Source organism: Pseudofrankia coriaricola (assembly GCF_001854805.1).
Classification (GTDB): Bacteria; Actinomycetota; Actinomycetes; order Frankiales; family Frankiaceae; genus Pseudofrankia.
On the sequence record NZ_MBLO01000259.1, the window covers coordinates 83,940 to 102,713 of the forward strand.

Annotated in this window: 17 protein-coding genes; 5 read left to right on the forward strand and 12 right to left on the reverse strand. The window is 72.4% G+C overall.

The genetic code is table 11. The features are described from left to right. Positions 1–238: 238 nt before the first annotated feature. Positions 239–2,788: an efflux RND transporter permease subunit gene (locus tag BCD48_RS38480; RefSeq protein WP_083419837.1), complete on the reverse strand. Its 2,550-nt coding sequence runs from the start codon at positions 2,786–2,788 to the stop codon at positions 239–241. Positions 2,789–2,961: 173 nt separating this feature from the next. Then, on the reverse strand, positions 2,962–4,023 hold the full coding sequence (locus BCD48_RS47870) for a GNAT family N-acetyltransferase (RefSeq protein ID WP_198543576.1): 1,062 nt from the start codon (positions 4,021–4,023) through the stop codon (positions 2,962–2,964). A gap of 535 nt (positions 4,024–4,558) precedes the next feature. Here BCD48_RS47870 and BCD48_RS38490 point away from each other — a divergent pair. After that, positions 4,559–5,362 (forward strand): peptidoglycan recognition protein family protein, encoded by an 804-nt coding sequence (locus BCD48_RS38490; RefSeq protein ID WP_071053320.1) that lies wholly within the window; start codon positions 4,559–4,561, stop codon positions 5,360–5,362. A 41-nt stretch (positions 5,363–5,403) separates the two neighbouring features. Here BCD48_RS38490 and BCD48_RS38495 read toward each other — a convergent pair whose 3' ends face one another. From BCD48_RS38495 to BCD48_RS38510, 4 genes are all read right to left on the reverse strand, one after another. Beyond that, positions 5,404–6,048: a LuxR C-terminal-related transcriptional regulator gene (locus BCD48_RS38495; RefSeq protein WP_071053439.1), complete on the reverse strand. Its 645-nt coding sequence runs from the start codon at positions 6,046–6,048 to the stop codon at positions 5,404–5,406. A 130-nt stretch (positions 6,049–6,178) separates the two neighbouring features. Beyond that, a complete protein-coding gene (locus BCD48_RS38500) occupies positions 6,179–6,880 on the reverse strand; it encodes a GOLPH3/VPS74 family protein (RefSeq protein ID WP_071053321.1) in 702 nt (233 codons plus the stop codon). Positions 6,881–6,913: 33 nt separating this feature from the next. Next, complete coding sequence (locus BCD48_RS38505; RefSeq protein ID WP_071053322.1) at positions 6,914–7,228, reverse strand: type II toxin-antitoxin system antitoxin; 315 nt, start codon at positions 7,226–7,228, stop codon at positions 6,914–6,916. Between the two features lie 10 nt (positions 7,229–7,238). After that, positions 7,239–8,231, reverse strand: coding sequence for an SPFH domain-containing protein (locus tag BCD48_RS38510; protein WP_198543577.1), 993 nt, complete (start codon positions 8,229–8,231; stop codon positions 7,239–7,241). Between the two features lie 381 nt (positions 8,232–8,612). On the opposite strand from BCD48_RS38510, the gene add reads away from it, so the two are divergent. The 4 genes from add to BCD48_RS38530 all read left to right on the forward strand — a co-directional run bounded on the left by add (position 8,613) and on the right by BCD48_RS38530 (position 12,513). Next, entirely contained in the window at positions 8,613–9,590 is a 978-nt protein-coding gene (gene add / locus BCD48_RS38515) for an adenosine deaminase (protein WP_071053323.1), read from the forward strand. 719 nt (positions 9,591–10,309) lie between these two features. Next, the gene (locus BCD48_RS38520) at positions 10,310–11,488 is read left to right on the forward strand and encodes a glycerate kinase (RefSeq protein ID WP_071053324.1); all 1,179 of its coding nucleotides are present in this window, start codon (positions 10,310–10,312) and stop codon (positions 11,486–11,488) included. Positions 11,489–11,604: 116 nt separating this feature from the next. Next, positions 11,605–11,982, forward strand: a complete 378-nt coding sequence (locus BCD48_RS38525; protein WP_071053325.1) for an MmcQ/YjbR family DNA-binding protein — start codon at positions 11,605–11,607, stop codon at positions 11,980–11,982. A gap of 18 nt (positions 11,983–12,000) precedes the next feature. Beyond that, complete coding sequence (locus BCD48_RS38530; RefSeq protein WP_071053326.1) at positions 12,001–12,513, forward strand: GNAT family N-acetyltransferase; 513 nt, start codon at positions 12,001–12,003, stop codon at positions 12,511–12,513. 219 nt (positions 12,514–12,732) lie between these two features. Here the strand turns inward: BCD48_RS38530 and BCD48_RS38535 are convergent, their stop codons facing one another. The 6 genes from BCD48_RS38535 to BCD48_RS38560 form a co-directional block, all read right to left on the reverse strand. Further along, positions 12,733–13,233 carry a hypothetical protein gene (locus BCD48_RS38535; protein WP_071053327.1) on the reverse strand — a complete coding sequence of 167 codons (501 nt, stop codon included), beginning with the start codon at positions 13,231–13,233 and terminating at the stop codon, positions 12,733–12,735. 233 nt (positions 13,234–13,466) lie between these two features. Then, positions 13,467–14,123 carry a class I SAM-dependent methyltransferase gene (locus BCD48_RS38540; protein ID WP_071053328.1) on the reverse strand — a complete coding sequence of 219 codons (657 nt, stop codon included), beginning with the start codon at positions 14,121–14,123 and terminating at the stop codon, positions 13,467–13,469. A gap of 323 nt (positions 14,124–14,446) precedes the next feature. Then, positions 14,447–15,184 (reverse strand): DUF4232 domain-containing protein, encoded by a 738-nt coding sequence (locus tag BCD48_RS38545; protein ID WP_071053329.1) that lies wholly within the window; start codon positions 15,182–15,184, stop codon positions 14,447–14,449. 195 nt (positions 15,185–15,379) lie between these two features. Next, on the reverse strand, positions 15,380–16,192 hold the full coding sequence (locus tag BCD48_RS38550) for a protein phosphatase 2C domain-containing protein (protein WP_131804191.1): 813 nt from the start codon (positions 16,190–16,192) through the stop codon (positions 15,380–15,382). An 84-nt stretch (positions 16,193–16,276) separates the two neighbouring features. Further along, positions 16,277–17,326, reverse strand: a complete 1,050-nt coding sequence (locus tag BCD48_RS38555; protein WP_083419838.1) for a sugar nucleotide-binding protein — start codon at positions 17,324–17,326, stop codon at positions 16,277–16,279. Continuing rightward, positions 17,323–18,723: a glycosyltransferase family 4 protein gene (locus tag BCD48_RS38560; RefSeq protein WP_083419839.1), complete on the reverse strand. Its 1,401-nt coding sequence runs from the start codon at positions 18,721–18,723 to the stop codon at positions 17,323–17,325. Before BCD48_RS38560 ends, BCD48_RS38555 begins: the two co-directional genes overlap by 4 nt. Between the last annotated feature and the right edge of the window lie 51 nt (positions 18,724–18,774).

Sequence of the window (18,774 nt, forward strand, 5' to 3'; positions counted from 1 at the left end):
CGTGCCGTACCGCACACGGTACTGGGTGGCACTGGGCGCCACGCCCTCGGGCGCGTAGCGCCACCCGACACATTCACCGGCCCGCCGCCGCCTCAGCACAGCGCCAACCACCCCGCTGACCCGGACCGGGCAAGGCCACCGTCATATGCCTCGACCCCGAACCACCCGGGCGGGCCGCCCGGCACCCGACAGCGCGGTCTGGCCGCGAGGCGCCGAGCGCCTCGCGGCCAGACCCGCCTCAGGAACGTGCGTCCCCGGCGACCGGCGACCCCTGCGTCAGAGTCTCGCCCGTCGGTGACTGGTCTGGCACCCGCGGGCCGGTGCCCTTCGGCCGGTAGACCCAGCCGCGGTCATCCATCCACACCAGCAGCGGCGGGAGCACAACCAGGGCGGACAGCAGCGCCACCGCGACGTTGACGGCGACCAGCAGGCCGAAGTCCCGCAGCAGCGGCAACGAGCTGAACGCCAGCACCAGGATGCCGATGACCGCAGCGGCCGCGGACACGAGGAACGCCCGCCCTGTGCGCGCCGCCGCCTCGTCGACCGCCGCGCGGGGTGAGAGCCCGCGCGCCCGTTCCTCGAGATGGCGCTGCACGATCAGCGCGGTGAACTCGGTGCACAGGGCGATGACCAGCGGGCCGCTGACGACGGTCAGTGGCGAGAGCTCCAGGCCGGATACCCAGGCGATCAGCGAGGTGAGCCCGACCGCGATCAGGACGGGCACCACCGACAACAGTGCCTTGACCGGTCCCCGGTAGCGCAGCAGCAGCACCAGGAAGACGCCGATCAGCGCGAAGTAGGTGAGCTCGACCCGCTTCTTCTCGATGTTGTCCAGCAGGCCGGTGCCGACGACGGCGAGGCCCGACGGAGTGGCCCGCACGCCCTCCGGCGGGTTCACCGTCGCCCTGATGTCCTTGACGACGACCGCGCGCTGCTCGAGCGAGCGCGGGCCGGTCTGGAAGATCAGGTTGAGCGAGCCGGCGTCGCCGTTCGTGCTCGCGAGGTTCACCGTGCTGCGCTTGATCGCCTCGGGGGCGACCTGGTAGGCCGCGCGGACGTCGTCACCGGTCGGCGGCACCGTCTTCGCGCCCGGGACGTCGAGCAGGAAGCCGACCGTCGTGACCAGACTCGAGGCGTTGGTCAGGTCCTCGTGGTGCTTCGCGAGCTGCTCGCGGGCGAAGCCGTCGACGAACGCCACCGTCTGGTCGTCGAAGACGTTGTTCGACTGGATGAAGACACCGAGCTCGCTGGTCGTGCCTGTGTGGTCGCTCAGGTAGTCGAGGTCCTTGACGACCTGGCTGTTCTGGTTGACCCACTTCTGCGGGTCCGTCTGCACCTTGAGCTTGCCCTCGGTGGCCGCGCCACCGGCGAACAGCGCGACCGCGATGACGACCAGCGGAATGGCCGCGGCCCGCGGGATCGAGCCGAGCACGACCGTGGCGCGCCCCAGCGGCCCGCGGGTGTAGTCCTTGGCGGGCGTCGGCCTGCGCTGCTCGCGCCACGCCAGCGACGCGGACGTCAGCAGTATGGTCGCGATGACGATCACCGGCAGGCCCAGAGCCAGCAGCACACCGAAGTCACGGATCATCGGCACCGCGCTGAACTCCAGCGCGAGGAAGGCGACGACGGCGGCGACGGTGGCCAGCGCCAGGCCCGGCACCAGCCGGCGCAGCGTCTCGGCGACCGGATGGTCGGCGCGGTCGAGCTGTGCCTCCTCCTCCACCCGGCTGTGCAGCTGCACGGCGAAGTCGATGCCCACGCCGAGCAGCACGGGCAGGCCGCTGATCGTCACGATGTTCAGTGGGAGGCCCAGGTAGCCGGCGAGACCGAACGCCCAGACCTGGCCGACCACGACGACGCCCAGGGACAGCAGACGCCACCGCACGGCGAAGGCCACCAGCAGCAGCGCGATCATCAGCGCCGCCGCGATCGCGCCGAGGGTGAGGAACCCGCCGCGCAGGTAGTCGTTGATGTCGCGCAGCAGCACGGTGGCGCCGGTGGTGACGACGTGGGCGTTGTCGAAGTGCCGCGCCGCCATCGCCTTCTGCACTAGGGACGCCGCCGCCCCCGCGTCCTTGATGTCCGCGTTGCCGGCCAGCCGGACGACCATCTGAGCGTTGTCGTCGTTCGGGAAGAACGGCAGCAGCGAGGCGCGTACCTTGCCGGTGTTGTCATGGAGCAGGAAGTCGACCCAGGCCGGGTTGCTGAGGGTCTGCTGCGCGGGCGGGATCTGGTTGATCCGGCCCAGGGTCGCGATCGAGTCCTGGAGGCGCTTGGCCTGCGAGGTGGGATCGGTGTCCCGCTGCTGCGCGCTGAGCAGCATCTTCCCGGCCGGGCTGTTCACCGGGTTGCCGTCGGAGCTGGTGACCAGGTTGTGGGTGAACTGCAGGGCGGTCACCGGGGTGATCACGGCGACGATCCGCGGGTCGGCCTCGAGCTGCTTGGTCACCGCGTCGAACTCGGCGAGGTTGTGCTGGGTGAACAGGTCGGTGAGTTTCTTGCCCTTATCGACGGTCAGGTCGGAGATCATCGCCTCGCCGCCGAACAAGGACTGGTAGGAGACGTTGTCCTTGGCGATCTGCGAGTCGGAGTTCAGGTAGTTGCTCTGGTCGGTGCTGAACTCCAGCTGGGTGATGCCGAAGCCAAGGCCCACCGTTAGCAGGACCGCGATGATCGCGACAATGCCGCCACGCTTCCCGGCCTCCTGCGCGACCGACGTCCAGAAGGCGCTGGAGCGGCCAGTTGGCTCGGGTCCGCGCGGCTCGGCGGGACCTGGGGGTGTGGACACGAGCGGGCTCCCAGCGGATCAGTGGGGCGACGGTGGCGGCCCCGCAGGTTACTTGTGAGTTAGGCAACAGGTTCCAAGCTGTATAGCCCAGAAGACGCCGACGTGTGGAGCCCTGACGGACCAACCAGCACAACAACTTCGCGATGCAGCAAGAGCATTACAATACGAACCGGTCAGGGTTGCGACAGTAGCTCTCTGGTATACCGGAACTCCGTTGTGTTGGAGAGGTCACGAAGCTCGCGGGCCTCTCCTGTCGCTACGTAACCAAGTCGTTCGTACAAGCGATGCGCGTCGGTGAACCTCGTGTCGGTCCACAACTCGACGACCGAGGCACCCCGTCGACGCGCCTCGCGTTCCACCAGGCGCGTCAGCGCCGCGCCCAGGCCGCGCCGACGGGCGGTGGCGGCCACGTAGAGCGACTTCAGCTCGACCCGGCCCGGCCCGGTCTCCCGCACCGCGACGCAACCCGCGAGCGGCGCCCCATCGGCGGCGCTGTCTTCCTCGGCGACCACCCACATCGCACCGCGATAGCGGCCGGGGAGGGCGTCACCGGCGTAGGTGGCGGCTGGGGCACGCAGCCACGGCTCCTCGCCGTCGACGTCGAGCACGCAGCCCGGATACTCGGCCCAGATCCCGCCGATCATGTGCTCCAGCGCCGGTCCGTCGGCGTCCCTGACCGCCCGCAGGCCCGGCAGGATCGAGCGGGCCATCCAGACGTGCTCGATCCCCGCGGTCAGATCACGCGGCCCGAACGCGTGATAGCCGAGCCCGACGTAGAGCCCGACGACCGCGGCCTGCGCGTGCAGCCGGATCACCGGCAGGCCACGCTCGGCTGCCCGCCGCTCCAGCGCCGCCATCACAACCCGCGCGAGGCCCCGCCCGCGCGCCTCCGGCCGGACCGCGACCCGCCCGATCACCCCGGCCAGCTCCGCCGGCAGGCCGCCGGGCACCGCCTCGTCCGGACCCGGCTCGGGACCCGTGTCCAGGCCCGGAACCGACGCCGGGTCAAGCAGGCGGCCGGTCGCGAGCGCCCGACCGCCGGCGTCCCAGACAACCGCGTGGTCGGCGTACGCGTCAGCGTCGTCGTGCTCGAGCTCGGCGGGGACCCTCTGTTCGTCCACGAACACGGCGGTCCGCAGCGCCCGCACCGCGGCGGGCGGCGGACCGGGCAGGACGGCGACCTCGGCGACAGCCTGGTCGTCAGCATGCGGACTGGTAGAAGCCGGCACAACCATGCGCCGAAGTCTAGAAAGAGGCGGGGCGGCGGCCAGGCTGGTTCCAGATCGACGAGACGGCTGGTATGGCGCTGTGCTGATGCGCCGTCACTGGCGGTATCCAAGCTGTGCCGGCTGGGCGCATGCATGGCATCGGGGCGGATCTCACGGGCGGGGTGCTCTACCGTCTACCCAGCCGATTTCGGGCAGGATCGCCACCGTTCGGGTCATGAGTGAACTACTTCGTGACGTCAGCGCGGGCCGCGCGAGTCAGACCGGCGGAATGCATCTCCGCTGGTACCGGACGTATCGGCCACTGGCCCGTTGAGCCGACACCCAGAAACGTGATGGACACCACAGCCGATGTTTGCGCAAGTTGCGCTTTTCTGGGCAGGGCCGGCGACGGTGCAGTCATCGGGTCAGACAGGGTTCCAAAACAGGCAACGGTGGTAATAGAGGTTTTTATGGACACACGGACCAGCACGGCGAGGGCGGCAACGGGCTCGCGCGGCGCGGTGGTCACGGCCGCCATGCCGCGACGGCGAGGGCGGTAACCGTGGCTGCCACCCGATATGCGCCCGCCGCCTGGCGCCCAGTCCGCAACACGTCCGGCGCGATGGTGCAGCCGACCCGGGGCCTGATCCCGCACGTCCAGGTGGGCAACGGCTCGCTGTACGGGATGTTCAACAACCCGGCGACCGAGGTCTCCAGCCACCTGTGGGTGTCCAAGGGTGGCGCGCTCGAGCAGTACGTCGCACTGGACCAACGCGCCTGGGCGCAGGCGGCCGGCAACCCGTACTGGATCTCGGTGGAGTGCGAGGGCTACGACACCGAGGACTACGCCCCCATCCAGATCCAGCGGCTCGCCGAGCTGTACGCGTGGGGAATGGCCGAGTTCGGCTGGAAGGCCGAGATCACCGACAGCGTGAACGGGTACGGCATCGGCACCCACCGCATGGGCGGCGTGCCCTGGGGCAACCACTCCTGCCCCGGCACCATCCGCGCGAACCGCCGGCCGGACATCCTCGCGGCCGCGCTGGCGATGAGCGGGGACCTCGGCACCACGCAGGCGCAGCAGCGCTACGTCTCGATGCCGACGCTGCGGCAGGGTGACCGCGGCCCGGCGGTCGTCACCCTCCAGAACGCACTGAACATCATCTTCGGCCACGAGGCGCCGACCGGAGACCCGAACCGGCTCACGCCCGATGGCGCCTTCGGCCCGAAGACCGTGGCCAGGGTCGGCTCGCTGCAGCGGCTCAACTCGCCGTACTACGGCCCGATCGCCCCGGACGGCGTCGTCGGCCGGGAGTCCTGGCTGAAGATCGGCTACATCCTCACCGGCATGAACCGCTGGGTCTAAGGCGGGCTCGGTGAGGCGCTGGGCGCCTCGCCCGAGCCGCCTTAGGAGTTCAGATAGGCGAGGACGGCGAGGACCCGGCGGTTGTCGTCGGCGGACGGCGGCAGGCCCAACTTGCTGAAGATGTTGTTGGTGTGCTTGCCGACGGCCTTCTCGGTGACGAACATGCGGCCGGCGATGGCAGCGTTCGAGCGCCCCTCGGCCATGAGCCCGAGAACCTCGCGCTCGCGGGCCGTCAGGGTGCGCAGGGGCTCGTCCCGGGAGCGCCTGGTCAGCAGCTCGGCCACGACCTCCGGGTCCATCGCGGACCCGCCGGCGGCGACCCTGCGAACCGCGTCGACGAACTGGCCGACGTCGCTGATCCGGTCCTTGAGCAGGTAGCCGACCCCGCCGCCGGGGCTGGCCAGCAGCTCCCGGGCGTACAGCGGCTGCACGTCCTGCGAAAGGACAAGCACGGGCAGCCCAGGAACGTGCGAGCGTGCCTCGATCGCCGCCAGTAGGCCTTCGTCGGTGAAGGTCGGCGGCAGCCGGACGTCGACCACGGCGACGTCGGGCCGGTGCGTGGTCAGCGCGCGCAGCAGCGACGGCCCGTTGTCGACCGCCTCGACCACCTCGAAGTCGAAGGCCGTCAACAGCCTGATCAACCCGTCACGCAACAGGGCCAGGTCCTCGGCGAGCACGACGCGCACGCTCACAGCCTTCCACCTCACCCGCCCCGTCCGTCATTCAGCCCAAATTGACCGGTTCGGTCGCCGCCACTCTTCCCGGTAGGTCCGCCGGGCGATGGTCGACCGCCCCTGTCAGCCTGGTCAGGCCGGGTCATCCTCCGGCACTGTGCGCGGCCTCCTGGTCCCGGATGACCTTGCGCAGGGCGGGACCGATTGGTGCGATGGACGCGGTGAGCTCGCCGATACGGGCCTTGTACGCGCGCCGCTCCCGCGAGGTGGCCAGGACGCGGATCTCGGCGAGGGCGCCGAGTGCGGTGAGTTGGCGGTTGTGGTCGTTGAGGCGGTTTACCGGTGTCGGGCCGCGCAGCGCGCGGCGCACGTCGTTGATCAGCGCCCGCACCGTGCGCGGGTCGCGAACAGTGACGACCGTGCGCGGGAAGATCCCGATCACCCGCGTCCGGTCCACCCGGACCCAGCGGCCCGCTTCCAGGTAGTCACGGGCACACCGGGTGGTGCGCCGGTTGTCCCTGCCGATCCAGTGCTTCCAGGAGCGCGGACGCCCGGACGCCTCGACCTGCTCCAGCACCCGCGTCACGATCGGGTCGTCGAGCGTCAGCGCTCCCGCACCACCGGCGCCGGGCGGGCGGGCCCTGCCCGCGCCACGGGCTCCCGAGACCAGGACCACCTTGCCGGCCTCGTCGATGATCCGGCCGCGTCGGCGCAGTTCCAGCAGGGCCGCCGCGCGCAGCGCCGGTCCCAGGTGGCCGCTGGCAACGCGGCCGTCCATCCGCTCCTTCTCCGGGTTGTAGGTCAGCAGGTAAAGCCGGGCTGGCAGCGAGTCGGGCAACTCCACGGCATGCTCCTCGGGTCCTTGCGGTGTTACGAGCTATGAGTCGCCGTCATCGGCGGGGTAGTCGCCGGCCGCGTCGAGATCCGCCGCGTCGAGATCCGCCTCGTCGGCACCGCCGCTGGCGAGTTCCTCCTCACCGTTCGGCGGCGCCTCGGTGGCCGATTTGGGCGGCCGGCCGCGGCGCGGTATCCGGCCGACGGCACTTGGCAGGCGGCCGGCGGATGACAGCGCCCCCCGCAGCAGGAACTCGATCTGGGCGTTCGTGCTGCGCAGCTCGTCGCCGGCCCACCGCGCCAGCGCGTCGTGCACGGCCGGGTCGAGCCGTAGCAGGATCTTCTTCCGTTCCGTCACGGGCCGCGGATCAGTGGTAGAGCGAGCCGGCGTTCACCACCGGCTGGGTCGACTGCTCACTGCACAGCACGACGAGCAGGTTGCTGACCATGGTCGCCTTTCGCTCCTCGTCCAGTTCGACGACGTCCTGGCTCTCCAGCCGGGCCAATGCCGTCTCCACCATGCCGACCGCGCCCTCGACGATCCGGGCCCTGGCGGCGACGACCGCGTTCGCCTGCTGGCGGCGCAGCATCGCCTGAGCGATCTCGGGGGCATAGGCGAGCCGGGTGATCCGCGACTCGATGACATGGACGCCGGCCGACGCCACCCGCAGCGCGATCTCGGCCGAGAGCTTGCCGGTGATCTCGTCGGCGTTCTCGCGCAGCGACATCTGTCCCGTGTCGTGCGCGTCGTACGGGTATCGGGTGGCGATGTGCCGAACGGCGCTCTCGGTCTGGATGGCGACGAACTCTACGAAGTCGTCGACCTCGAACAGGGCCTGCGCGGTGTCGGCGACCTGCCACACCACCACGGCCGAGATCTCGACCGGGCTGCCGTCGGCGTCGTTGACCTTGGCCACACCGGTCTCGTGGTTGCGGATCCGTGTCGAGATCTTGCGCCGGCTGGTGAGCGGGTTCACCCAGCGCAGGCCGGTAACCCGGATCGTCCCGATATAGCGGCCGAACAGCGTCACCACCCGCGCCTGCCCCGGGGCGACGGCGGTCAGGCCGCCGAGGAACACGAAGCTGGCGATAAAAACGAGGATGCCGACGACCAGCGCGGCCGCGCCGGCGCCGCCCGAGCCGTCGTCGAACAGCAGGCCCGCGAGCACGATCAGCGCCACCCCGATCACAGAGATCAGGAGCGCACTGAAGAACCCGATCGCGCCCGAGAGGCCTGTCATCGCGCGCTCCCGCACCCGCGGCTGGGGCATGTCGACCACGTCGCCCGGCTCGAGGGTGTCCCGGCGCGGATCCAGGCCGCCTAGGTTGATCGGCACCTGGGGCGGGTTACCCGTGGTCATAGCGCTCTCTCCTCCGATCCGACGAGCGAGCCACCCCGATGGTGGCACCCGCTCGTCGTCTATCAAAGTGATATCACTTTTTTGCGGGCCTCGTAAGCCCGTGTCGCGCTGCTCGCGCCGTCGCGCACCGGACAACCGTGCGGCAGCGCTGTCGGCGGCCGGATGCGGGTGGCGCGAGCAGGCGGGCGCGGTGCGCGCACGGCGCGCGGAAGGGTGTGTCCGGGTGGTAAATACCGGGCGACGAGGTCCCGGACAGGCGGTTCGGTCCGTACCGTCGTCGCAGGCCCGCCACCACGGGCTGACGCGGCCCCGCCGGCTCGTCAGTTCGGCGCGCGGGCGTCATCTCGGCGGCGACCTGACCACGCGGCGTGAGGATTGGTAATGCGAGACCTGCGCGACCTGCCCAAGGGGCATCTGCATCTGCACTTCGAGCTCGGCATGCGTCCATCGACGCTGGCCGAGCTCGCCGCGCGGGGCGGCCTGCCGACGCCCCGGACCACCGGCTTCACGGAATTCGGCGGCTTTGGCGAGGTAGTCGGAGGCATCCTGCCGATTTTTCGGGAGGTGGCCGACTTCGAGCGGCTCGTTGACGAAATGGTCGAGGACGCCGCGAGCGAGGGCATCGTCTACCTGGAGCCGAGCTTCTACCCGTACCCGTACCTGGAGATCTTCGGTAGCGCCGAGGCGGCATGGGAGGCCGTGCTCAACCGCGGCGAGGAGGCCGGCGCCCGCCACGGCGTGACCGTCCGCTGGATGGCGGCCGTCGACCGGGTCCTGGACACTCCCGAGCACGGGGTGGAGGTCGCCAAGACGGCCGTCCGCTTCCGGGACGCCGGCATCGTCGCGCTCGGACTGCACAACGACGAGAACGGCTACCCGCCGGAGCCGTTCGTCGACGCGTTCCGCTACGCGAAGGACGCCGGGCTGCTGTCCACCCCGCACGCCGGCGAGCTCGACGGCCCGGCCTCCGTACGCGGCGCCATCGACGTCCTGGACGCCGACCGGCTCCAGCACGGTATCCGCGCGATCGAGGACCCGGCGCTGGTCGAGGTGCTCGCCGAACGGGGAACAACGCTCGACGTCTGCCCGACCTCGAACGTGCAGCTGTCGGTGGTGCCGTCGCTGGCCGAGCACCCGCTCCCGGCGCTGCTGGCCGCCGGCGTGCGGTGCTCGATCAACGCCGACGACCCGCTCCTTTTCGGGCCGACCTGCCTGCAGGAGTACGAGCTGTGCCGGGAGGCACTCGGCCTGACCGACGAGCAGCTCGCCACCTGCGCCCGCAGCTCGATCACCGGCGGCGCCGCCCCCGCCGACGTCCAGGCGCGCGCCCTCGCCGGCATCGACACCTGGCTGTGCTAATTGGTTCGCTGTATTTCTGGTTCGCTCCGTCCGGGCACGGCGCTCCGGCCCCGTACTCGCTTCGCTCCCACGGGACCTCCGCGCCGTGTCCTCCTCCGCGAACGGGCGCTCCGGCGACCTCGCTGCGGCCCGGCCCACGTCGCTTCGCTCGTGGGCCGGGCCTCCGCGAGGCGCGCCTCCGCGCCTGCACGGTCACCTTGCGCTGAACGTCACCAAACCGAAGCGGGCCCATCCGTCGGGCCACTTCGCTGCGCTCGTGGGGTGGCTGAACAGGGGCGAAGACCGCCACGAGCGAAGCGAAGTGCCCATACGAGCGCTGTGGTTTCGGTTGGCGACGTCACAGCGGCGGATTGACCCATGGCCAGCTTCTGCGGGGCCACGTCGCTTCGCTCGTAAGCGGCGTTCACACCTGATCGGCACAGAATCTGCGACCAGCACCAGTCCAGACGTCCCACGAGCGAAGCGACGTGGTTCCCGCGAGGGTCTGGCACTGGATCGGGCCGTCTTGGATTGGTGACGTTCAGCGCAAGGTGACCGTGCAGGCGCGGAGGCGCGCCTCCGCGGAGGCCCTCCTACGAGCGCAGCGACGTAGGGGGGCCGCAGCGGAGGTCGCCGCAGCGCACGTTCGCGGAGGAGGACGCGGCACGGAGGTCCCGTGGGAGCGAAGCGAGTACGGGGCCGGAGTGCCGTGCCCGGACGGAGCGAACCAGAATTACAGCATGGATCGTCGGCTGAAGGTCGTGATCGCGCCGGACTCGTTCAAGGGGTCGCTCGCGGCCGACCGGGTGGCGGCGGCGCTGGCGGACGGCTGGCTGTCGGCCCGGCCCGGTGACGAGGTCGTTCGGCTGCCCATCGCGGACGGCGGCGAGGGCACCCTCGACGTGTTCGCGGCCGCTGTGCCCGGCGCGCGCCGTAGACCCCTCAAGGTCACCGGCCCCGACGGCGCCCCGGACAGCCGCCTGGTAGACGCCGAGTGGCTCTCGCTGCCGGGCGGGACAGCCGTCGTCGAGCTCGCCAGGGGCAGCGGCCTGCCGCTGCTCGGTGCCCGGCGCGACCCGCTCGGAGCGCACACCGTCGGCCTCGGCCAGCTGCTCGCCGCGGCGCTGGACGACCCGGCGACGCGCCAGATCATCGTCACCCTGGGCGGCTCCGCGTCGACCGACGGCGGCACCGGGGCGCTGGCGGCCCTCGGCGCCCGCTTCCTCGACGACGCGAGCGCCCCGCTGCCACCGGGTGGCGGGGCGCTCTCCCGGCTCGCCGCCGTGGATGCGCGCGGGCTACGCCTCGCGCCGCCCGGCGGTGTGCTCTGCCTGACCGACGTCGACGCGCCCCTGTGCGGTCCTCATGGGGCCGCGGCCGTCTTCGGCCCGCAGAAGGGCGCAACCCCCGACGGCATACGCCTGCTCGATGGCGGCCTGCGCCGGCTCGCCACGCTGCTCGGCGGCGAACCCGACGCGCCGGGCGCCGGCGCGGCCGGCGGCACCGGTTACGGCCTGGCCGCCGCCTGGGGCGCCCGGCTCGTCCCCGGTGCCGCGACGGTGGCCGAGCACGCCGGGCTGCCCGCCGCGCTGGCGGACGCAGACCTCGTCATCACCGGTGAGGGCCGCTTCGACGCGACCTCGATGTCCGGCAAGGTCGTCGGCGGGGTTCTGCGCCTCGCCGCCGCCCGGGTCGGCGAGGCCGGCCCCGTGCCGGTCCTGCTGGTCGCCGGCCAGCTGGGTGCGCCGCCGCCACCCGGTATCGACGCGGCCCTCGCGATCGCCACGCTGGCCCGCGGCGTCGCCGCGGCGACCGCCGAGCCCGAGCGATGGCTCGCCGCCGCGGCGGCTCAGCTGGCCGCCGCGAGGGTGGACGGCCGGCGAGCTCAGGACGCGGCGCGCGCGCCAGAGCAGACCTGAACAGCGGCGGGCGGCGACCCACGCTCGCCGGTCGAGCGCCCGCTCTGGAGACCGGTCGGGTTCCACCGCGGCCCGGCGGCTTGGAGATGACCGGGGATCGCCGAGAGAATCGAGACATGGCCGACGATCGGGACCCTCTGACGGAGCTGCGCCAGATCTGCCGCGCGTTGCCGGAGGTGACCGAACGGCCGAGCCACAGTTCGCCGACCTGGTTCATCGGCGACAAGAAGACGTTCGTCAGCTTTGTCGGCGAGCACCACGGCAAGCGCCTGGCCTTCTGGTGCGCCGCCCCGCCCGGCGCCGCCGCCGAGCTGATCAGCGAGGATCCGGACCGGTTCTTCCGCCCGCCCTACGTCGGCCACCGGGGCTGGCTTGGCGTCTACGTCGACACCCCGGTCGACTGGGACGAGATGGCCGAAATCATCCTCGACGCCTACCGGACCGTCGCTCCCAAGCGTCTGCTCACCCAGCTGCCCGACCCGTCCACCGCCTAGGCACCCGGCCGGCGCGACATGCTCCAGACCGAACGGCTCTCGCTCCGCCCGCTGCGGGTCGACGACGTGGATGCCTACGTCAGCCTCCACGCCCACGAACAGGTGAGCCGTTTCCTCGGCCCGTACTCCCGGTCGCAGGCGCTGGACCGCCTGACGGCGATCGAACGGCAGTGGGCCGAGCGAGGCCACGGGCGCTGCGCCGTCGAACTCAGGTCGACCGGGGAGCTCATCGGCGTGTCCGGCCTGCAGCACTGGGAGTCGTTCGACGAGGTCGAGATCGGCTGGACCCTGCGGCCCGACCGCTGGGGCCACGGCTACGCGACCGAGGCGGCCGGCGCCTGGCTCGACTGGGGCTTCCGCAACCTGCCGGACCCCTACTTCACCGCGATGATCCGGCCGGCGAACGTCCGCTCCATCCGCGTCGCCGAACGCCTCGGCTTTCACCACCTGCGCGCCGACACCCTCTTCGACCGACCCACGACCGTTTACGCCCTTCCCCGGCCGGAGCGCCGGAATGGCGAAGTGTCGTGACCGTCGCGCGACCCGACCTCTCGCGGGCCTCGTAGCCGCCGGTGAGATCGCGGGCCCGGCCGGCGAGGCGCCCGGAGCCGCGGGCAGCGGGTCCTCGAACGCGGCGACCGTCCTGCTGCTGGTGCTAGGCCCAGGGACTCGGCGGCAGATCTCGGCCGGGTAGCGGCGCGGCACCGCTGTTCGCCGTGACGGAGTCGCGACGCGGGAGGCCGGAAAAGATCAGGGGTGGTCTCGCGCGGGGCGGCTGGCGGGGCCGGGCTGGTTGGTGGCGCAGCGGGGGCAGACGACGGTGGCGGCGGCGGCCGGGACGGCGAAGCGGTGAGTGCAGGCGCCGAGCCAGCGGCGGGTGAGCCAGCGGTCAGGGACGAACCGGCCTACCGGCCAGGGGCGTGGTCCACGGGTAGCGCAGGTCAGCTCGGTGTCGAGCGGCGGTTCGTCATCGACCACGCGCGGGTGTACCGAGGCGCAGATGCCGCAGACCACCTCGGGCGGCGACGCGATGAAGGTGGGGTCCTGGGAGGTCGCCGAGAAGATCTGGACCTCGGCGTGATGCGGGGTCGGGCCTCCGCAGGCGTCACACTGGATGTACCGGACCGTCATCGATCCGTCGCCACGGGTATCCCGCACGAGGGCGACCAGCGCGGACAGCATGCCGCGCCCGGCCGGATCGACGCGCGCCGGGTCCTGGTCGTCACTGTGTCTGGGCCCCACACTGTCCATGGTCGCCGACCCGAGGCCTCCCGGTCGCACCGCCCGGCGGAACGGGCGGCGAACTCCGCCGGTCCCAACGGCGGTTGGGCGGGGAAACCTCGCCACGTGGCCATCGGGACCGCCGCGAGCCCAACCGGCGACCGGGACGACGGCAACATCCTCGGTCGCGCGGGGCGGGCACGGACCGGCGGCAAGCTGGGTAGTGAGGCAGTTGCTCGCCACCCACCAGGAGACCGGGATCGTCAGCCGGCGGGAAGGGCCTGCCGGCAGACAGCGATCAGTCCGCTCGCGAGGAAGGGTGCGAACCGCCGGGCGGCGCGTTCAGCCGCGAGCGCGAGCCGCGCCCCACCTCGCGCCTCGTACTCGGAGGACTCGTACGGGTGAAAGGAGACGACCCGCCAGGAATGTCTTTCCAGCACATTGACGAAGGTGTACCAAGAATAGCGGGAAACGTCGCCCGGATGCGCCAGTTCGCGGCCGGTCAGCGTGGCGGCGACGTTCATCAGCCGGAATGCGTTCGTGGTGGTGACAATCATCGTCCCGGCTGGCGCGGTGAGGGCGCGCAGGCCGTCGAGGAACACGCCGACATCGTCGACACGCTCGATCACCTCGCCGACGACGAGGAGTTCGGCCGGACGGATCGCCGCCCGGGCGATGTCGGCCGGGTCGCCGCAGTCGACCAGATGGGCCTCGTAGCCAGCTGCCCTCGCCTCGGCGACGCCGTCCGCGTCGATGTCGACACCGACCAGGCCGCGCGCGACGGTGGCCAGCCGGGCATGCAGCCAGCGGCCATCACGGCGCGCCACGCCGCGCATGCCGGCGTCGGCGAACCCGACGTGTGTCACCGCCCTCCCGGCCGCCGCGCCGAGCAGGAACTCGTCGCGGTCCACCACGCGCACCCGCGGCAGTCGATGTGTCCTGACGAGCGCCCGATCGCCCACGCGTCCGCCCCGCGGCTGCGCCGGGACCCACGTGGCCGCCCCGGGGACACCCGTGGCGGAGGCCTGCCCGGCCACCGTCCGGGCATCCCGCGACCCCGGCGCCACGGGCCGGTCCCCTGCATTCGGATTTCTTCCGGGAATTGTCGTCGCATCGTCCATCACGACTCCCTCCACCCGCCGTCACCGCACTCCCTGGATTTACCAGGAATCCAGCGGAGGGCGTCGCCTGGGAGAAGTCCCGCGTTTCGCCGGTCCGCCGCTGTCGGTCTGCTGGCGCCGCGTCAGGCGCTCAGGGGGCCGATCAGGAGTTGGCGGACGTCGGTGGAGACGCACGCTGTTACGCCGCCGGACAGTTCGACCGACACGGTGCCTGTTCCGCCGGGAGGTGTCACACCCAGGGCGGACGCCTCCCTGGTCACGTCCGAGGTGAGGCAGCCCTGCTGGACGCCCGGCTGGGTGATGCGCAGCACGGCCGTCGCCGTGCCACCCGGTGCCAGCAGCGCCGGCCCTGGCACGGGCCTGGAGTCGTCGTGGTCCGCCGGCGCGCCGAACTCGGCCCCGCGGGCGTCGACGAACCGGACGTCGGGGAAGCCGTTCAGCTTGCAGGTAGCCGGGCCCGCGTTGGTGAGCACCAGCTTTCCGTACACCTGCCCGGCCGCGCCCTCGATGTCGTCGAGCTTGCCGGTCAGGGCGCCTGCCGCGCAGACGGGCGCGGCCGCCACCTCCTTGGGCGCGGCACTGGATCCGGCCGCGGCCGCCGCCACGCCGGAACCGCCAATGCCGCCCCCCCGGCCGGACGCCGAGGGGGCGACGGATTGCGCGGGCCCTCGCGAACCCGCTCCCGACGAGCCCGCGGCCACGGTCGCGGGACCGCCGCCGGCCACCGTCGAGCCACACCCGGACCCGGCCAAGACCAGCCCGAACGCGACCGCGGCCACCGCGGCGGCCTTCGCCCTTCCGGCGCGGGGCGCCCCGGCATGCCACCGGCACGCCGGCGCCCTGACCCGATCCGTCCGCATCGCGGGCTCCTTGGTCTGGCAGGCGGCAGCCTCGCGACATGCTGCTGACGCACCGCATTCAAATGCTGACGGAAACGACCGTAGCCAGCGATCGGCGACCGGGAAAGCTCCACGCACCGTAAAACGCGTGTCGCGCCAAGTTCCGAGTTCCCACGGTTGCGATCACGGCCCTGATCGAGACAGCGGAACGCCGCGTCAGCGGCGCAGGCGGGCTCGCCATGACGGCGCCGCGGCGGGCAGCAGCACGGCCGTGGTGATGTTGTCCCCGGCGCCGGCGGTCCCGGCCCGGCCGACGAGGGCGCGAGCGACCGCGGGCGCGTCGGGAGCGGACCGCCCGTCGCCGCGCAGAACGGCCCCCACCGCTTCGGGGAAAGCGCGGCCCAGGTAGTCGGGCACGCCGTCGGAGACGATCAGAACGACGTCTCCGGGACGGCGGCGGCGGCGCTCGACGGACCGGCCCTCGTCCTGGCTCCCTCGGGTACCCGGGCCGAGGAACTCGGACGGCGTGCTGATCACCCGTGGGCGGCCTCGACGCACCAGCGCCGTCAGTGTGTCGCCGTAGCCGATCGAGAAGATCGACTCGTCGACGGCGAGCACGAGACCCAGCGCGGTGCGCGCCGGCTCGGCGACGTCCGAAACGCCGTCTACGGCGGCCGCGGCGAGCGCGCGCACGAGTCGGGCGCCGCCGCGGCAACCGGCCCCTTCCACGGGAGCGGCGAGTAGGTTGGCCGCCGCGACGGCCAGCGCGCGCAGGGCCGCGGTCGCGGCGGCCGAACCGCCGTGGCCGTCCGCCACCGCGAGCAGCAGCCCACCGGGGCCGGCCGCCAGCATGACGCCGTCCTCGTTGGGCTCGACGGACGGCACCGCCTTCGGCAGCCAGCCGGCCGACAGCGCCGCGCCGAGTGCGGCCGGGTCGCCCCGACGGTTATCGGTGCCGTCGACGCACGCGGACATGCCGGCGATGACCGTCTCGCGCAGGGTCGGATGGTCCGGGCCCAGCAACAGCACCGAACGGACCGTCGACGCCGGGCACGGGGGGCGGGCCGCCACGTCGGTCACGTGCTCAGGGCCGGCACGGCCGTCGTGGCATCCTCAGTCATCACGGTCCGCGTCGTTTCGCGCCATGATCTGTTCGACGAGTTCGTCGAGCATCGCGTCCCAGCCGGGGGCGGTGTAGCCGGTCGCGTCGGCGAACCGGTCGGCCACCAGGCCGTGGTCGCGGGCCGGGCCGTCGACGGCCACTACCTCGGCTACCGCCCGCCCGGCCCGGCGCAGCCGGTCGGCCAGGCGGACAAGCAGGTCGTACTCCGTGATTGCCTCGGAGGTGGCGACATGCCACAGCCCCGCCAGGTCCTCGTGCTTGACGAGCACCCGGTCAACGAGCCGGGAGAGCTCCACCGTCGTCAGTCCGGTGCAGGTCGCCCGACGGTTGCCGGGCACCCGGCCGCGCTGGCTGAGGAACCACTCAACCAGACCGTTGGACCGCCCAGCTGGCTCCAGCCCGATGATCGAAGTCCGCAGCGTCACGGCCGGCGCCTCACGTACCTCTCCGAGCAGCTTGGACATGCCATGGACGTCAACCGGGTCCGGCTGATCATCCTCGGTGTACCGGCCGCGCCGGCCGGAGAACACGCAGGCGGTGCTGATGTGAACAAGCCGGACGGCGGCGACCCGGCACAGCCGAGCAAGCCGGTGCGGGAACACCGTGTTGACCTCGACGGCAGGCAGCGCCAGCTGCCCCTCCGGACGCTGCTGGACCAGACCGATGGCGTTGACCACCGCGTCCGGCCGGAACCGCTCGAGCAGCGCGGCCACGTCATCATGACATCGGGCATCGATCCCGCCGAAGACCCGCTCGGGCGGCGGCCCGGCGCCAGCCGCCAGCCATCCGCCGGCGGCGGCGCGGACACCACCGGCTCGATCTCCCGGGGTATCCGCGACCGCCCGGGCACCGACGCCAGTTTGGAACGTCGCCGCGGTCGCGCGACCGCGGACGATATCCGCTGGGGTGTCCGACACATCGTGAGGCTGTGCCGTCATCGCGGGGCCGTGGACAGTAACGGCGACGTGGTGCTGGGCGGCGAGCGTGCCGGCGAGCTCGTGCCCGAGCATCCCATCGCCGCCGAGAACGAGGACTCTCATCCTCTCCTCCCCGGCATGGCGCCCGCGGCCGGCCGGCCTGGCCGCGCCTGCCCGGCCGGCTGATCCTCAGCCGATACCGCCCGAGGCCGGCGGTCCAGGTCGACGCGCGCCGCGGGCGCCCGCGGCCCCGCGGCCCTGGCCGCCGGCCTACCGGCCGGCACCCGCTCCGGCGCGGCTGACAGACCCGCGGCGGCGCGCAGATGCCGCTCGACCCGGTCGAGCAAGGCGGCCCGCTCGTAATGGGTCACGTAGTACTGCCGGGCGGCGACACCCATCGCCGCCCGTTCGGCCGGCCCGAGCGCCGCCACCTTCGCGATCGCGTCGGCGAGTGCCGCCGGGTCCTCGGCCGGCACCGCGATCCCGCCAGCCGCGGCGACCACCCGGGCCGTCGCGCCGGCGGCCGATGACACCATCGGCCGGCCGCAGGCGAGGAACGAATGCACCCGGCTCGGAACCGTCAACGCCCACACGGGATCGCGGCGCAGTGTCGTGACCAGCACGTCCGCGTGCGCCAGCAGTTCCGGCATCCGCTCGGGCGGGGCACACCCCAGCAAGTGGACCCGGTCGCTGAGGCCTCTTCGGCGCACCTCACCCGCCAGCCACTCAGCGCGCGATCCGTCGCCGATCACCACCCAGTGCACCTGCGCGCCGTGGGAATCCGCACGCAGCCGCTCGGCCGCCGCGACCAGCGTCTCCAGCGCCTGGGCGACGCCGAGGTTGGCGGCGAACATCGCGACGAACCCGTCGGGGATACCCGCCGCGCGGCGGACCTCCGCGTCCGCCGGAACGGGGCGGTAATGCTTCTCCGCCCAGTTCGGCAAGTAGTCGAGCCGGTCGGCCGGGACGGCGGCCTCCCGCAGCAGCGGCAGGAAGTCCTCGGACCGTCCGAGCACCCGGGCGCAGCGCCGGTAACCGGCGCGAACCAGCCAGTCGAGCAGCGTGAGCACCCGTTCGGAGCGGACCGCGCCGGTCGCGTGCATGGTGTGCGGCCACAGGTCCTGCAGCCACACCACCACCGGAGTGCCCCGGACACGTCGCAGCAGCAGCGCCGGTACCAGCGTCGCCACCGGCGAGATCTGGTAGACGAGCACCACGTCGGACGGTGGCAGCCGGGGCACGCCGAGCACACTGGCGCTGGCCGCGAAGGAGAGGTGGTTCAATCCGAGTCGCCACCGCTCGCCACCACCGCGGGAGGCCCGCGGCACCCGCAGCACCTCGACGCCCTCGTGCCATTCCCTGGCCGGGCGCCGGCGGCTCGCGAACACGTCCCGGTGCGGGTAGCTCGGCTGCCCGGTCAGCACCGTCACCCGGTGGCCGCGCTCGCGCAGGCCCACAGCGAGATCGTTGACCCGAAACTGCTCGGGCCAGAAGTACTGACTGACGATCGTCACCCGCATCGGCTCGCGCTTCCTCGCGGCGCCGCGCGCGCTCCGGCCTCGCGGCCCGCG

Excerpts from the sequence above, each read along its gene's own strand:
- BCD48_RS47870 (WP_198543576.1), bottom strand. The coding sequence starts at position 4,023 with ATGGTTGTGCCGGCTTCTACCAGTCCGCATGCTGACGACCAGGCTGTC.
- BCD48_RS38510 (WP_198543577.1), bottom strand. The coding sequence starts at position 8,231 with ATGACCACGGGTAACCCGCCCCAGGTGCCGATCAACCTAGGCGGCCTG.
- add (WP_071053323.1), top strand. The coding sequence starts at position 8,613 with ATGCGAGACCTGCGCGACCTGCCCAAGGGGCATCTGCATCTGCACTTC.
- BCD48_RS38520 (WP_071053324.1), top strand. The coding sequence starts at position 10,310 with ATGGATCGTCGGCTGAAGGTCGTGATCGCGCCGGACTCGTTCAAGGGG.
- BCD48_RS38525 (WP_071053325.1), top strand. The coding sequence starts at position 11,605 with ATGGCCGACGATCGGGACCCTCTGACGGAGCTGCGCCAGATCTGCCGC.
- BCD48_RS38530 (WP_071053326.1), top strand. The coding sequence starts at position 12,001 with ATGCTCCAGACCGAACGGCTCTCGCTCCGCCCGCTGCGGGTCGACGAC.
- BCD48_RS38535 (WP_071053327.1), bottom strand. The coding sequence starts at position 13,233 with ATGGACAGTGTGGGGCCCAGACACAGTGACGACCAGGACCCGGCGCGC.
- BCD48_RS38545 (WP_071053329.1), bottom strand. The coding sequence starts at position 15,184 with ATGCGGACGGATCGGGTCAGGGCGCCGGCGTGCCGGTGGCATGCCGGG.
- BCD48_RS38555 (WP_083419838.1), bottom strand. The coding sequence starts at position 17,326 with ATGAGAGTCCTCGTTCTCGGCGGCGATGGGATGCTCGGGCACGAGCTC.
- BCD48_RS38560 (WP_083419839.1), bottom strand. The coding sequence starts at position 18,723 with ATGCGGGTGACGATCGTCAGTCAGTACTTCTGGCCCGAGCAGTTTCGG.